We start from the raw sequence: 15,315 nt of genomic DNA on the forward strand, positions 1-15,315 counted from the left end.
TCCTGTTTTTTGCTAAAAAGGAGGGAATGACATGTTGCAGTTAACCGATTCAGTCACTGAGTTAACTGGGGTTGGCCCCAAACGCTTAACCGCGCTTGGTCAACTGGGTATCCAGAATATAAGTGATTTACTGTACTATTTTCCCTTCCGTTATGAGGATTTAAAGGTCAAGGATTTGGCCGAAGCTGCCGATCAGGAAAAAGTGACTTTAAAAGGGACCGTTGTTGCCGAACCAGTGATTAGTCGCTGGGGCCCCGGTAAAACGCGTCTAAACGTCCGGATCTTAGTTGAACACGATGTCGTGATGGTGACGTTTTTCAATCAACCGTATTTGAAGGATAAATTTGAAACCGGCGTCGATGTCGCCATTTATGGCAAATGGGATGCAAAACGACATACGTTAACTGGGATGAAGGTCTTAGCGGTCCAATCGGCCGATAACCCGTCGTTTGCGGCGATTTATTCGGTGAATAAAAGTGTCCAACAAGGCACATTGGTTAAACTGATTAAAGAAGCCTACGAGAAGTATCAAGCGGTTATTCCGGAATTAATTCCTGAGGCATTACGCCAGCAGTACAAGTTAGTCAACGAACAAGCCCTAATTGCGGGGATGCATTTTCCAGAAACTTATCCGGAAGCTAAACAAGCACGACGAACGGCCATTTTTCACGAATTCTTCTTATATCAATTACAATTACAATCGATTAAGCAATCGGAACGCCATGTCGCTAACGGCTTGGCACTGCATTATCAGAACGCAGCGTTAAAAGAATTTATCCAGACGTTACCATTTGAATTAACCGCGGCCCAAAAACGGGTGGTCAACGAAATTTGTTTAGATTTAAAATCGCCCACGCACATGAACCGTTTACTACAAGGCGATGTTGGTTCTGGGAAAACGATTGTCGCAGCCATTACGATGTTTGCGGCGGTTACGGCCGGCTACCAAGCGGCGTTAATGGTGCCCACTGAAATCTTAGCGGAACAACATTATCAAAAATTAAAGCAATTATTTGCGCCGATGAACGTCACGGTCGGTTTATTGACCGGGTCAATCACGGCTAAAGAACGCCGGCCATTATTAGCCGATATTGAGAATGGCCGGATTAACATGATCGTCGGCACCCACGCGTTGATTCAAAATGCGGTTAATTATCAACGGTTGGGTTTTGCGGTGATTGATGAACAACATCGTTTCGGCGTCAACCAACGCCGGATTCTGCGTGAAAAAGGGTTACAACCGGACGTCTTAGCGATGACTGCCACCCCCATTCCACGGACTTTGGCAATTACCGCGTACGGTGAGATGGATGTTTCAACAATCGATGAATTACCGAAGGGCCGAGTTCCAATTGAAACCAGTTGGGTGCGGAGTAACCAAGTTGAACAGGCGTTGAGCTTTGTCGGCACGCAATTAGCCCAACATTCCCAAGTCTTTGCGATTACGCCGTTAATTGCTGAATCAGAACAGATGGATCTTAAAAATGCGGAAGAAATTTACGCCAAACTATCCGAACGGTTTGCGCCGGACTACCAAGTTGCTTTGCTCCATGGCAAGTTGAAAGATGATGAGAAGAACCGGATTATGACGGCTTTCTCAGAGAATCAGATTCAATTATTGGTTTCGACGACCGTCGTCGAAGTTGGGGTTGATGTACCGAATGCAACCGTCATGTTAATTTTTGATGCCGACCGTTTTGGTTTGGCGCAGCTCCATCAATTACGCGGCCGGGTTGGACGGGGCAAGAAACAAGCCTATTGTTTGCTGGTTGCCGATCCTAAAAATCAACAGGGCATCGATCGGATGACGATTATGACCGAAACCAATGACGGGTTCGTTGTGGCTCAAAAAGATTTAGAGTTGCGGGGACCAGGGGAAGTCTTTGGTCATCAACAATCAGGCGTACCGACTTTTAAGGTCGGCGATCCGATTGCTGATTTCGCGAGTCTGCAAGTGGCCCAACAAGCGGTTCAAAAGATTTTTACCACCGATCCAGATTTGACCCACTATCCAACTTTGAAGCAATACCTAGCGCAACAACAACAAAATTATTTAACATTAGATTAGTGATGAAAAGAGGAATTGATATGAAAATTGCAGTTGATGCAATGGGCGGCGATTTTGCGCCACAAGCAGTGATTGAAGGGGTTTTACAGGCGCGTTCAGAATTTAAAGACCTTGATTTTATTTTATACGGTGATGAAGCCCAGATTAAACCACTCCTACCTGATATGGCGCAACTGTCAATCGTTCACACGACTGAAAAGATTGCTGGCGATGATGAACCAGTTCGTGCGATTCGCCGTAAGAAACAAGCCTCAATGGTCTTAGCCGCCCAAGCGGTTAAAGCTGGCGAAGCCGACGCGTTATTCTCATTAGGCAATACTGGGGCGTTGTTGGCAGCCGGATTATTCATCATTGGTCGGGTCAAAGGCATTGATCGGCCAGGGTTGATGCCCACGCTGCCTTCCATTAATTCAGAAGATGGTTTTAATATGTTAGACGTTGGTGCGAATGCCGAAGCGAAACCAGAACATTTACATCAATACGGTTTGATGGGTAATTTTTACGCGCAAGATGTCCGTGGAATTGCGAATCCGCGGATTGCGCTATTAAACAACGGGACTGAAGCGAGTAAGGGCGATGAGTTGCACAAAGCAGCCCATCAATTACTAGCGGATGATCCTGATTTGAACTTCATCGGGAATATTGAAGCCAATGATCTATTAAAAGGCTTAGCGGATGTCGTCGTGACTGACGGTTTTACCGGCAACGCGACTTTAAAGGCGATTGAAGGAACTGCAACCATCGTGATGTCGCAAGTTAAACACGCGATTATGGATGCGGGCGTTAAAGAAAAAATCGGCGGACTTTTATTAAAAGGCAGCGTCGGTCAAATTAAAACTAAGTTCGATACCTCGATTTACGGTGGCGCTGTTTTACTAGGTTTAAAAGCCCCCGTCATCAAGGCGCACGGGGCTGCTGATGCACAAACCGTCTATTATACGGTCAAACAGATTCATACGATGTTGGCCAATCAAACGGTCCAAAAAGTGATTGATTATTTTGATCAAAAAAAGGTCTCAGATGAAACTAAATAATTAGCTAGACAAGCTGAGTCAAAGGGACTACAATGGACTTCGCGGGCTAAAACAGTTTACTTGAAACGGCCTATAAAGTTAGGTATAATCACTGAATACCGATAATGCTTAGGTACGAAAGTGTTTCAATTTTTGGAGGTTTTAACATGAATGAACAAGAAATCTTTGATAAGATTGCGGATATTATTGTCGATCGTTTTGAATTAAATAAAGATCAAATTACTAACGAATTAAATTTTAAAAAAGACCTAGACGCTGATTCAATTGATGTTGTTGAATTCGTTTTGGAATTGGAAGACACATTTGGTGCCGAAATCCCAGATGAAGAAGCTGAAAAAATCGCAACAGTTGCGGATGCCGTCGCTTATATCAAAACAAAGACAAAATAATCTAATCGAAAAAAGCTTAACGTCTGAATCTAAGGATTCAGACGTTAAGCTTTTTTTGTGCCTATTTTCAAAATGAGTAAACGATGATTATAAATGAGTGTATTCACATAATAACCGTTATTATAACGGCCTTTTTCTAATTAGCTAAACACGGACGTTGATTTGATAGTAAAAATAAATTAGAGAAATTTAATCTTTCTTATTTACTTTTCATTTTTATTCAGGTATTATTATTTTTAACAACTGAAGGGAGTGTCCATATGAGACGAGAAAAGAGTTTGGTGTTAGGGGTAACAACATTGGCCATTACGGTCTTATTAGCAGCGTGTGGTTCATCAGGGAGTAAGGAGGCGTCAACCGATACGGTGACGTTTACGACAAGCGATGTGATTTCCACGATGGATTCAGCATTAAATACCAATGTAATCGGTGCGCAAGCTTTAACGGACACGATGGAAGGTCTTTACCGTTATGAAGGTAAGACGGTTAAACCAGCGATTGCGACTAAGGTGGTTAAACCAACCAACAATGGTTTAACGTACACGATTCCGCTCCGTAAAGATGCGAAATGGAGTAACGGTAAAGCCTTGACTGCCTCAGATTTTGTTTACGCTTGGCAACGGGTCGTTAATCCGAAAGTCGGATCACAATATGCTTACATCTATGAAGGTATCAAGAATGCAACGGATATCACAGCCGGCAAAAAAGCAGTTGATACATTAGGGATTGAAGCTAAAGATGCGCACACCTTGGTGATTACTTTAGATAAATCAATTCCATACTTCAGTCAGTTAATGACCAGCTCAACTTTCTTCCCAGTTTATAAAGCAGCCGTTGAAAAAGCGGGTAAAGCTTACGGAACAAATTCTAAGACATTAGTTTTCAACGGCCCTTACAAGTTATCTAACTGGAATGGCCCGGATAGTTCTTGGACCGAAGTCAAGAATACGAATTACTGGAATGCCAAAGACGTTAAAGTCAAGAACTTGAAATACCAAGTGGTTAAAGACGCTTCAACGGCTTTGAATTTATTCCAAAGTAACAAAGTTGACCGGACAGCAATCAGCGGCGATACGGCTAAACAAATGAAGAATGATCCTGATTATTCAACATTACCAAAATCAGCAACGTTCTATATGCAATTAAATCAAGATAAAAATCCAATCTTCAAGAATGCTAAGATTAGACAAGCCATTTCGATGACGATTAATCGTAAAGAACTCGTTTCACAAGTCTTAGGGGATGGTTCGAAACCAATTGCATCTGTCACACCTAAAGATATGTCATTTGATCCAACGACTAAGAAAGACTTTACGAGTGAATTAAGTACTGAAGGGACTAAAAATGCAACTTACAATCCAAAGGAAGCGACTAAACTTTGGAAAGAAGGTTTAGCTGAATTAGGCCAAACTGGTAAAACCTTTGATTATACAATGGTTGGTGACGATACAGATACGTCGAAGAAACAATCAGAATATTTACAAAATACGCTTGAAAAATATTTACCAGGCTTGAAAGTTACATTAGCGAACGTGCCATTTAAGACTCGTCTAACACGTTCAGATAGTGGCGATTTCGATATGGTTGTCAGTGCTTGGAGCGCTGATTTCCCAGATCCAATTACGTTCTTAGATTTATTCGTGACTGGTGGCGATAACAATAATGGTCACTGGAGTAATACAGAATATGACGCACAAATTAAAGCAAGTAAAACAACCAATGCCAATAACCCAACGGCTAGATGGCAAAACCTATTAAAAGCACAAGATATTATGAATACTGAATCAGGGGTCATTCCATTGTACCAATCAGGTGTCGCGTACTTAACGAATGCCAATGTCAAAGGGTTAGACTATGGCCCATCTGGTAGTTACAATAATGTCTCACTTTATTTAAAAAAATAAAACGACTTTATAAAATGGGTTTCGGCGTTGAAAAACAATGAAGCCCGTTTTTGTTAGGAGCAATCATATGACTAAATATCTAATTAAACGAATATGCTATCTAGTTTTAACCCTGTTCATTGTTGCTTCAGTCACGTTCTTCATGATGAAGTTAATGCCCGGGACACCGTACACGAATCAAGAAAAATTAAGTGCGGATCAATTGCGGATTATGAATGAACAATACGGGTTAAATAAACCGATTCTAGAACAATATTGGATCTACATTGTTGGTTTATTGCACGGTGATTTTGGAACTTCCTTCCAATTTAATAACCAACCGGTCTTGGGATTAATCATGTCACGTTTAGCACCTTCCTTACAAATTGGGGCCCAAGCGATGATTCTGGGTTCTGGTTTAGGGATTTTATTAGGGGCTGTCGCTGCCATTCGGAAGAATACCTGGGTGGATGGGGTCGCAACGTTCTTTTCAATCTTAGGGATTTCAATTCCTAACTTTGTTTTGGCCGTTTTACTTCAATTCTTCTTAGCCTTCAAATTACAGATGTTCCCAATCGCTTTATGGGACGGCTTCTCATCAAGTATTTTACCGACGTTGGCCTTAGCGGTCGCGCCACTGGCTAATACGGCCCGGTTCATGCGGACTGAAATGGTGGATGTTTTGAGCAGTGATTACATCGAATTAGCCAAAGCCAAAGGGAATTCTAGATGGCAAACAGTGGCTAAACACGCCCTACGGAATTCAATGATTCCGGTCGTGACGATTATCGGACCAATGGCTGTCAACCTCATGACGGGGTCATTGGTTGTTGAAAATATCTTCTCCATTCCTGGGATTGGGGAACAATTCGTGAAATCAATTATGACCAACGATTATCCAACCATCATGGGCTTGACGATTTTCTATTCATTCTTATTAATGGTGATTATCTTAGTCGTTGATATTCTATACGGCATTATCGATCCAAGAATTCGATTAAGTGAAAAGGGGGCCAACTAACATGTCAGATACAAAAATAACAGCTGGTTCTTTTAAACCGCTCAAAGTAGATAATCATGAAGAACAAGAAAAAATTAGTGCACCTTCATTGACGTTTACGCAAGATGCTATTCGGCGTCTGAAGCAAAATAAAGTGGCCGTGATTTCGCTCTTTGTTTTGTTGGCGATCATCCTCGCGACATTTTTAGCCCCCGTGATTGCACCGCAAAGTCCGAATACACAAAACGTGGCGTACGCCAACTTACCGCCTAAAATCGGTAATGGTCATTTACCCGGATTTAAAGGGACAGCGACGGTTTCCGGGGTCACGGTTGATAAGTATCAACAAGCCGGTGTGCCAAAGGGTAAAAGTTTCATCTTAGGCACGGATTATCTCGGTCGTGATTTATTGTCCCGGATTCTATACGGGACGCGTTTATCCCTATTAATCGGGATTTTAGCAACCTTAGTCGATTTATTAATTGGGATTCCATACGGGATTATTTCCGGTTGGAAAGGCGGCCGAACTGATACGTTTATGCAACGGATTATCGAAATCATTTCATCGATTCCGAACTTAATCGTCGTTGTATTGATGATGTTAATCTTACGGCCAGGCTTGCTATCAATTGTGTTGGCCATTGGTTTCACCGGGTGGATTACGATGGCCCGGCTGATTCGAGCCCAGACCTTCCAATTAAAGGAACAGGAATTCGTTTTAGCGGCCCGGACTTTGGGTGAAACCCCGACGCGAATTGCCTGGAAACATCTAATTCCGAATTTATCCTCAACCATTATCATTCAAACGATGTTCACGATTCCGAGTGCCATTTTCTTCGAAGCCTTCTTAAGCTTCATCGGAATTGGGATTCCAGCACCAAGCGCTTCATTAGGGACGTTATTATCGGACGGGCAAAAGGCCTTCCGGTTCTTACCGTACCAAATGTGGTATCCAGCAGCGGTCCTATGTCTCATCATGGTCGCAGTCAATCTATTAGCAGATGGCTTACGGGATGCATTTGATCCTAAGTCATAGTCGGAGGTTTTCAAATGGCAAATATTTTAGAAGTTAAAAATTTAAGCATCGATTTTAAAACCTACGCAGGCGATGTTCATGCGATTCGTGATGTGAGTTTTGAATTGAAAAAAGGCGAGACCCTCGCAATTGTCGGTGAATCTGGTTCGGGTAAATCCGTGACGGTTCGGAGTATCATGGGTCTATTGGCTAGCAACGCGCAAGTTAAAGGTGGCACGGTTAAATACCATGGTGACGATTTATTGAAGAAACCCGAAAAGGAAATGAATCAAATTCGGGGCAACGAAATTTCGATGATTTTCCAAGATCCGATGACCTCATTGGATCCCACCATGCCAATCGGCAAACAAGTCGCTGAACCGCTATTGATTCACAAAGCGATGAACAAAGAAGATGCGATGAAACGGGCACTAACGGTTTTAGATTTAGTTGGGATTCCAAACGCCAAAGAACGAATGAAAGATTATCCGCATCAATTCTCAGGTGGTCAACGCCAACGGATTGTGATTGCGATTGCGATTGTCGATTATCCGCAAGTCCTAATTGCAGATGAACCAACGACTGCCTTAGATGTAACGGTTCAAGCACAAATCATCGATTTGATGAAGGAACTCCAACGCAAGATTGAAACCTCAATTATCTTTATCACCCATGATTTAGGGGTCGTAGCCGGGATTGCCGATCGGGTCGCCGTCATGTATGCCGGTAAGATTATCGAATACGGATTGGTCGACGAAATTTTTTATCAACCGAAACATCCGTATACGTGGGGCTTATTGAATTCAATGCCAACGTTAGATACTGCGGGTAAACTAGAAGCGATTCCGGGCACCCCACCCGATCTTTTGGACCCACCTAAGGGCGATGCGTTTGCACCACGTAATCCGTACGCACTGCAAATTGATACGGAAGAGATGCCACCATTTTTTGAGGTGTCTAAAACCCATTATGCGGCGACTTGGTTATTGCATCCTGATGCACCGCAAGTTGAACCACCCGCAGCGATTAAAACGTTGATGGCTAAATATGATGAAGTCGCACCACAGAAGGTAGGTCAGACAGATGGAAAAGGATAAACCGAAAGTATTAGTCAGTGTTAAACATTTAAAACAATACTTTAACCCAGGTAAAAAATCAGAGGTTAAAGCGATTGATGATATATCGTTTGAAATCTACGAAGGTGAAACGTTTGGCCTAGTTGGTGAATCTGGTTCCGGGAAAAGTACGACTGGTCGGAGTATCATTCGTCTCTATAATCCGACGAGTGGTGAAATTCTGTTTGACGGTCAAGATATCAGTAAAATTAAGAATCATAGTCGTCAAATGAAAGAATTCAGAAAAGAGATTCAAATGATTTTCCAAGATCCGTACGCGTCTTTGAATCCGCGAATGAAAGTCAAAGACATCATTGCTGAAGGACTCCACATTCATAAATTGGTGAAAACCGAAGCGGAATGTGATGCCCGGGTCAATGAATTATTGGACCTTGTCGGATTAAACAAAGATCACGCGACTCGTTATCCCCATGAATTCTCAGGTGGTCAGCGCCAAAGAATCGGAATTGCCCGGGCTCTGGCGGTTAAACCGAAATTCATCATCGCTGATGAACCGATTTCAGCGCTCGATGTGTCGATTCAAGCGCAGGTCGTCAATTTATTGAAGGATATTCAAGCCCAACAAAATTTAACGTATTTATTCATTGCGCATGATTTATCGATGGTTAAATACATCAGTGACCGGATTGCCGTGATGCATAATGGTCAGATTATGGAATTGGCATCCGCCGATGATATCTATGACCGACCATTGCATCCGTATACCCAAAGTCTATTGTCAGCCGTGCCCCAACCAGATCCTAAGTTGGAACGGAAGCAACGACGGGTGGCTTACGATGCGTCAATTGAAGCCAATAACGAAGGTCGTCAATTACGTGAAGTTGCGCCCGCGCATTTTGTCTATGCCACCGAAGCTGAAGTGCCGGGTTATCAAGCGGCTTTAGCGAAAATGACACAAGCAACGACGATCGCGCAATAGCATTTCAAATAGACTAACGCCGATTAAACGGTGTTAGTCTATTTTATTAACGGACAAAATTAGATGAGAATTAAAGGGTCTAACTCAGACCAACGCTGTTTTTTTATCAGTATAAACGGTATAATAGTGAAAGATTATAATCAGGTGAAATGGGGTATTTTATTTTGGATGCAGCACTAGTCAGCGAGCTTCGTGCGCGCTACGGCATTGAATTTCAAAACTTAGCAATCTTAGACGAGGCGTTTACGCACTCTTCTTACGTCAACGAACACCGCGAACTCGGTTTGCGCGATAATGAACGTTTAGAATTTTTAGGCGATGCGGTGATGGAAATTACCGTTTCCGAATACCTCTTTCAAAAATATCCAGACTGGCCAGAAGGTAAGTTAACGCGATTACGGGCCGCAATTGTTTGTACCAAGAGTTTTAGTAGCTTCTCCAAAGAAGCCCATTTTGACCGGTACATTCGCTTAGGCAAGGGTGAAGAAAAGAATGGTGCCCGGGCACGCGCAACTTTGTTAGAAGATTTATTCGAAGCGTTTAACGGGGCTTTATTCTTAGATCAGGGTCGCGGTGCGGTCGTTAAATTCGTCGAACAACTGGTTTTCCCCAAGATTGAAGCCGGCGAATTTTCAGATCAAACCGATTATAAAACCAACTTGCAAGAATTTTTACAACAAGACGGTGAAATCGAAATTGATTATCAATTGTTAGCTGAAGTGGGGCCATCACACGATCGCCAATTCGAAGTTGACGTAATTGTCGATCATAAGGTATTAGGCTCAGGGGTTGGTCGCAATAAAAAAGCGGCGGAACAAGCGGCCGCTAAAAAAGCATTATCACAATTAAAATAGTGTTCATCAGTCACACGGTGTAGGGAGTTTAGTGCATGCAGTTAAAATCATTAGTGCTATCGGGGTTTAAATCATTCGCCGATAAAACAGAAATCAATTTTTCAGACGGTTTGACCGGAATTGTGGGTCCTAACGGGAGCGGTAAAAGTAATATCACAGAAGCCATTCGCTGGGCGATGGGTGAGCAATCAGCCAAAAGTCTACGGGGCGAAAGAATGCCAGATATTATTTTTGCCGGGACCGATTTACGGCCTCAATTGAATCGGGCTGAAGTGACGTTAAACTTTGATAATAGTGATCAATATTTACCGCAAGAGCCGGCCAACGTCATGATTACGCGACGTTTATTTCGGAATGGTGATAGCGAATTTTATTTGAATCAAAAAAGTTGCCGATTGAAAGATATCGTCAACTTATTTATGGATTCCGGCCTGGGGCGGGAATCCTTTTCAATTATTTCGCAAGGGCGCGTTGAAGCCATTTTTAACAGCAAACCTGAGGATCGCCGAAATATCATCGAAGAAGCCGCCGGTGTTTTGAAATACAAACAACAAAAGAAAAAGGCGCAATCGGAATTAGACCAAACCGATGATAATTTAAACCGAGTCGCCGATATCGTCCACGAATTACAAGCGCAGGTTGAACCCTTAAAGGAACAAAGCAGTATTGCTCAAGATTATTTAGATCAAAAAGCGCAGTTTGACCAAATTCATCAACAATTATTGGTGGTTGAAATTGATCAATTGGCAATCGATCAGGCGAGTCATCAAAAGACGGCCGAATCTTTGGCTCAAACACTAGCCACTGTTGAAGCCGATAATCAACAAACCAACGCTGATTTGGCCGCTAATCAAGCGACGTTAACTGAATTAGAACAAACGTTAGAACAAAATAACCAGCAATTACTTGAAAAAAGTCGGTTAGCGGAAAACTTAGTCGGACAAGAGAACGTTTCGAAAGAACGGGCGACGTTTACCGATGAAAGTCGCAAAACACTGCAGAAATCAGTTGAACGACTAACGGTTCAATTAACGACGGCTCAGCAACAACAAAAGCAGTTGCAAGCGGCTTTTGATCAACAAACACAAACGGTTGCGACCCTTAAAACCGAATTAAAGGCTTTACAAAAGCAGACGGCCGGCAGTGAAGCGGAGTTGAAAGAACGGATTGAACAAATTCGTCAGGATTATATTGATCAGATGCAAGCACAAACCACTAACCATAATAATCAACAATATTTAGCGAAGAATTTATTACAAGTTAAAACCCAATTGGCGCGTCAAGATAGCACGATTAGCGAAGCGAGTGCGCAATTAACACAACAGACAACCCAACAGGCTAATCAAGCGGCCAAGGTCCAAGCGTTAACGGAACAGGTGGCCCAATTACAAGCACAATCGACGCAGATGCAACAACAATTAGCGCAAGATCAACAGGATTATCAAAAAGCGCAAACCAATTGGTTCCAAGCATCCGGTATTTTGCAACAGGCGAAAGCTAAAAAAGCGAGCTTGGCCGAGTTGGACGACGATTATGCCGGCTTCTACCAAGGGGTTAAAGCGGTTCTTAAACAAAAACAACAATTACCTGGTTTACTGGGGGCGGTCGCCGAATTAATGACCGTTCCGAGTCAATATCAACAAGCGATTGAATTGGCGTTAGGGGCACAACTCCAACAAGTGGTCACACGCGATGAAGCAACGGCTAAACAAGCGATTGATTATTTGAAAACCAATCGGATTGGGCGGGCGACGTTCTTGCCCAATAATGTCGTGAAACCGCGGACGCTACCGAATTCGTTATTGACCCAATTGCAACAACAACCCGGTTTTGTCGGTATTGCGAGTGAATTAGTCCAATACGATGCGCAAGTCGCACCGGTCATGACCCATTTGATGGGCAATTTAATCATTGCGACCGAACTCAATCTAGCGATTAAACTCGGTCAATTGACGGGTCATCGCTATCGAATTGTGACGTTAGCGGGCGATATTTTGAGCCCTGGGGGTTCGATGACTGGGGGCCACGCGAGCCGTCAAGGCAGTGGCCTTTTAGCCAGGAAACAAACCTTGGCTGATTTGACCGTCCAGATTGATAAAATGCAAGTGTCATTGGATCAAAAACAACACGGCGTTCAACAATTGAAACAAACGCTAACGGACCATCAAGCGCAATTGACGAGTCACCAAGCAACTTTTGAACAGGTCAAAGCGACGTCTCAAACGGAAAATAATACGTTAACGTTATTGACCGAAAAACTAACCCAAGTTAAACGACAACAACAAGCGACTGATTACCAATTACAGCAACAACAAACGGCTTATCAAGCGGATCAACAACGCCAAAGTGAGTTGCGGGTGGCCGAAAAGACGATTGCTGCAGCGATTGATCAGCTTAAGGCTGAATTGGATCAAGCAAATCAACAATTGCAACATTTTGATGATAGTCAAAAAGTGATCGTCCAACAACAAACCAAACTAGAAACTAAATTAGCCGTTGCCAACACTGAATATAAAAACGGTCAAGAAAAATTAGCAACGATCACGCAGTCCGTTGAAGAATTAAGCCAACAGTTGACGACTAATCAAACCCGATTGGCGGCGCTCCAAAAAACGGATTCTGAGGATGTGCTCGATCAAAAAGCGCGTCAAGAACTGTTAGAGGCGACGAATCAAACGATTAAACGATTAGAACAACAATTAAAAGGTCAAAAAGAACAACGAACGACTTTAAAAGCGACTCAAGAACGACTACAAGCCGATGCGAATCGCGTTTATCAATTACAGAAAAATGCGTTAGCGGAACAAGAAGCCAATTCAGTCGCGTTAAACCAGGCCAAGATGCACATTGACCAACGCTTAACAACATTGAGCGAAGATTATCAACTCAGTTATGAAGCGGCTAAGTCGGCCTTACAGGCGTCTGATTTAACCAACGATCAATTACGGTCGAAATTAAAACTGATTAAACTAGGGTTAGCCGATTTGGGGACTGTTAATTTAGCGGCGATTGAGGATTATCAACGGGTTAAAGAACGGTATGATTTCCTCATGCAACAGGAAAATGATTTGCTAGATGCCAAACGCCAATTGTTGGCGTCGATGGCCGAGATGGATACGGAAGTTGAGAAACGTTTTAAAACAACGTTTGAACAGACGGCCGTTGCTTTTGAAGCCATCTTCCCAATGATGTTTGGCGGCGGTCACGCATCGCTAACGTTAACTGATCCGACCGCGCTTTTAACCAGTGGAATTGATATTATCGCACAGCCGCCTGGTAAAAAATTACAACGGTTGAGTTTATTATCCGGTGGTGAACGTGCGCTAACCGCTATTGCGTTACTGTTCTCAATTTTAAAAGTGCGACCAGTGCCGTTTTGTATCCTAGATGAAGTTGAAGCGTCATTAGACGATGCTAATGTTGAACGTTTTGGCCGCTTCATGAAACGATATGAAAGTGCCACCCAGTTTATTGTGATTACCCATCGTAAAGGGACGATGACCCAAGCGAATCGCTTGTACGGCGTTACGATGGCCGAGTCAGGCGTTTCTAAGATCGTGTCGGTTTCACTAGAAGAACATCAAACAGCCTAGGAGGCATTCAATATGGGATTATTTGACCGCATTAAAAAGGCTTTTACAGGCGAAGAAGAACCTGAAAAGAAAGTCACACCACCGATTACCGAAGAACCAACAGAACCAACAGAACCAACAGAACCAACAGAACCAACAGAACCTTCTGACCAACCAAGTGAATCAGAACCAGTCGCCACGCCAACCGAAGTAGCACAGCCGACAACAACGGTGACGCCTGATACGGCTGATAGTGAACCGGCAGCCGAAACGGTGGTCAGCAAAAACGATGATGCTGAAACGCCAACTGAAACTGACGTTGAAACACCAGTAGTATCTGAAGGACCAAAAGGTGAAACCCCAGTAGAATCAGAAGAAGCACCAGTTACTGAGGCCGAAGTGGTAACCGATGAAGAGGCCCCCGTGGACGCTGATCAACCAATTCAGGCCGCTGAAACACAGAAATATGATCAAGGATTAGCGAAATCACGTCAAACTTTTGGACAACGTTTGAACGCGTTGTTTGCCAATTTCAGAACGGTCGATGAAGCCTTCTTTGACGATGTCGAAGAAATGCTGATTGAAGCCGATGTTGGTTACGAAACGGCGATGAAGATTGCCGATGAATTGCGTGAAGAAGTTAAATTACGGAATGTTAAGAAGCCAGAGGCCGTTTCAAAAGCGATTGTTGAGAAATTAGTCGATTTATACGGTCAAGAAGGCCAAGCTGAAGATAATGCGTTGCACTTTGCACCGGCTGGCGAAACGACGGTCTTCTTATTTGTCGGGGTTAACGGCGCGGGTAAAACGACGTCAATCGGCAAATTTGCTCATCAACTTGAAAAAGCGGGTAAAAAAGTCTTGTTAGCAGCCGGTGATACCTTTAGGGCGGGCGCTATCGAACAACTGCAAGAATGGGGCCGCCGAGTGTCGGTACCAGTTGTCGCTAGTCAAGCTGGCAGTGATCCAGCCTCGGTTGTGTTTGATGCAGTGCATAAAGCCAAGACGGAACATTACGATGTCTTATTAGTCGATACCGCGGGTCGTTTACAAAACAACGTCAACTTGATGAACGAATTGGAAAAAATTAAACGGATTATCACCCGCGAAATTCCAAATGCACCCCAAGAAGTGTTACTCGTTTTGGACGCGACAACGGGCCAAAATGCTTTAGTCCAAGCGAAACAATTCAAAGCGACAACCGATGTGACGGGGATTGTCCTGACTAAATTAGATGGTTCCGCTAAAGGTGGGATTGTTCTAGCCGTGCGAACTGAATTACACTTACCGGTTAAAATGGTTGGATTAGGGGAACAAATGAATGATTTACAACTATTTGATCCTAACCGATTTGTTTATGGGTTATTTAAAGACATCATTGTCGGCAGTGAACCGCAAACAACGATTGATACCGATGTTAGCAAAGCCATCAAATAGATTGATTG

11 protein-coding genes are annotated in these 15,315 nt (G+C 43.2%); all 11 read left to right on the forward strand.

The window, feature by feature from the left end:
• The first annotated feature begins 31 nt into the window (after positions 1 to 31).
• The 11 genes from recG (at position 32) to ftsY (ending at position 15,307) form a co-directional block, all read left to right on the forward strand.
• Positions 32 to 2,068 (forward strand): ATP-dependent DNA helicase RecG, encoded by a 2,037-nt coding sequence (gene recG, locus LFUMFP_RS04235; RefSeq protein ID WP_106483100.1) that lies wholly within the window; start codon positions 32 to 34, stop codon positions 2,066 to 2,068.
• A gap of 20 nt (positions 2,069 to 2,088) precedes the next feature.
• Positions 2,089 to 3,102, forward strand: a complete 1,014-nt coding sequence (gene plsX / locus LFUMFP_RS04240; RefSeq protein WP_056950137.1) for a phosphate acyltransferase PlsX — start codon at positions 2,089 to 2,091, stop codon at positions 3,100 to 3,102.
• A 146-nt stretch (positions 3,103 to 3,248) separates the two neighbouring features.
• Complete coding sequence (acpP, locus tag LFUMFP_RS04245; RefSeq protein ID WP_025082499.1) at positions 3,249 to 3,491, forward strand: acyl carrier protein; 243 nt, start codon at positions 3,249 to 3,251, stop codon at positions 3,489 to 3,491.
• A 260-nt stretch (positions 3,492 to 3,751) separates the two neighbouring features.
• Complete coding sequence (locus tag LFUMFP_RS04250) at positions 3,752 to 5,395, forward strand: peptide ABC transporter substrate-binding protein (RefSeq protein WP_025082500.1); 1,644 nt, start codon at positions 3,752 to 3,754, stop codon at positions 5,393 to 5,395.
• A 67-nt stretch (positions 5,396 to 5,462) separates the two neighbouring features.
• Entirely contained in the window at positions 5,463 to 6,395 is a 933-nt protein-coding gene (opp3b, locus tag LFUMFP_RS04255; RefSeq protein WP_025082501.1) for an oligopeptide ABC transporter permease, read from the forward strand.
• A 1-nt stretch (position 6,396) separates the two neighbouring features.
• Entirely contained in the window at positions 6,397 to 7,410 is a 1,014-nt protein-coding gene (locus LFUMFP_RS04260; protein WP_106483101.1) for an ABC transporter permease, read from the forward strand.
• 14 nt (positions 7,411 to 7,424) lie between these two features.
• Entirely contained in the window at positions 7,425 to 8,486 is a 1,062-nt protein-coding gene (locus LFUMFP_RS04265; protein ID WP_025082502.1) for an ABC transporter ATP-binding protein, read from the forward strand.
• Complete coding sequence (locus tag LFUMFP_RS04270; RefSeq protein ID WP_025082503.1) at positions 8,473 to 9,444, forward strand: ABC transporter ATP-binding protein; 972 nt, start codon at positions 8,473 to 8,475, stop codon at positions 9,442 to 9,444. Before LFUMFP_RS04265 ends, LFUMFP_RS04270 begins: the two co-directional genes overlap by 14 nt.
• Positions 9,445 to 9,593: 149 nt before the next feature.
• Entirely contained in the window at positions 9,594 to 10,298 is a 705-nt protein-coding gene (gene rnc / locus LFUMFP_RS04275; protein WP_302685336.1) for a ribonuclease III, read from the forward strand.
• Between the two features lie 35 nt (positions 10,299 to 10,333).
• The gene (smc, locus tag LFUMFP_RS04280) at positions 10,334 to 13,891 is read left to right on the forward strand and encodes a chromosome segregation protein SMC (protein WP_106483102.1); all 3,558 of its coding nucleotides are present in this window, start codon (positions 10,334 to 10,336) and stop codon (positions 13,889 to 13,891) included.
• Positions 13,892 to 13,903: 12 nt separating this feature from the next.
• Positions 13,904 to 15,307, forward strand: a complete 1,404-nt coding sequence (ftsY, locus tag LFUMFP_RS04285; RefSeq protein ID WP_106483103.1) for a signal recognition particle-docking protein FtsY — start codon at positions 13,904 to 13,906, stop codon at positions 15,305 to 15,307.
• Positions 15,308 to 15,315: the final 8 nt, after the last annotated feature.

It is taken from the genome of Latilactobacillus fuchuensis, from assembly GCF_900258455.1.
GTDB lineage: Bacteria > Bacillota > Bacilli > Lactobacillales > Lactobacillaceae > Latilactobacillus > Latilactobacillus fuchuensis.

What these genes read in the sequence shown, in the direction of transcription:
- recG (WP_106483100.1), top strand. Translation starts at nt 32, where the DNA reads ATGTTGCAGTTAACCGATTCAGTCACTGAGTTAACTGGGGTTGGCCCC.
- plsX (WP_056950137.1), top strand. Translation starts at nt 2,089, where the DNA reads ATGAAAATTGCAGTTGATGCAATGGGCGGCGATTTTGCGCCACAAGCA.
- acpP (WP_025082499.1), top strand. Translation starts at nt 3,249, where the DNA reads ATGAATGAACAAGAAATCTTTGATAAGATTGCGGATATTATTGTCGAT.
- LFUMFP_RS04250 (WP_025082500.1), top strand. Translation starts at nt 3,752, where the DNA reads ATGAGACGAGAAAAGAGTTTGGTGTTAGGGGTAACAACATTGGCCATT.
- opp3b (WP_025082501.1), top strand. Translation starts at nt 5,463, where the DNA reads ATGACTAAATATCTAATTAAACGAATATGCTATCTAGTTTTAACCCTG.
- LFUMFP_RS04260 (WP_106483101.1), top strand. Translation starts at nt 6,397, where the DNA reads ATGTCAGATACAAAAATAACAGCTGGTTCTTTTAAACCGCTCAAAGTA.
- LFUMFP_RS04265 (WP_025082502.1), top strand. Translation starts at nt 7,425, where the DNA reads ATGGCAAATATTTTAGAAGTTAAAAATTTAAGCATCGATTTTAAAACC.
- LFUMFP_RS04270 (WP_025082503.1), top strand. Translation starts at nt 8,473, where the DNA reads ATGGAAAAGGATAAACCGAAAGTATTAGTCAGTGTTAAACATTTAAAA.
- rnc (WP_302685336.1), top strand. Translation starts at nt 9,594, where the DNA reads ATGGGGTATTTTATTTTGGATGCAGCACTAGTCAGCGAGCTTCGTGCG.
- smc (WP_106483102.1), top strand. Translation starts at nt 10,334, where the DNA reads ATGCAGTTAAAATCATTAGTGCTATCGGGGTTTAAATCATTCGCCGAT.
- ftsY (WP_106483103.1), top strand. Translation starts at nt 13,904, where the DNA reads ATGGGATTATTTGACCGCATTAAAAAGGCTTTTACAGGCGAAGAAGAA.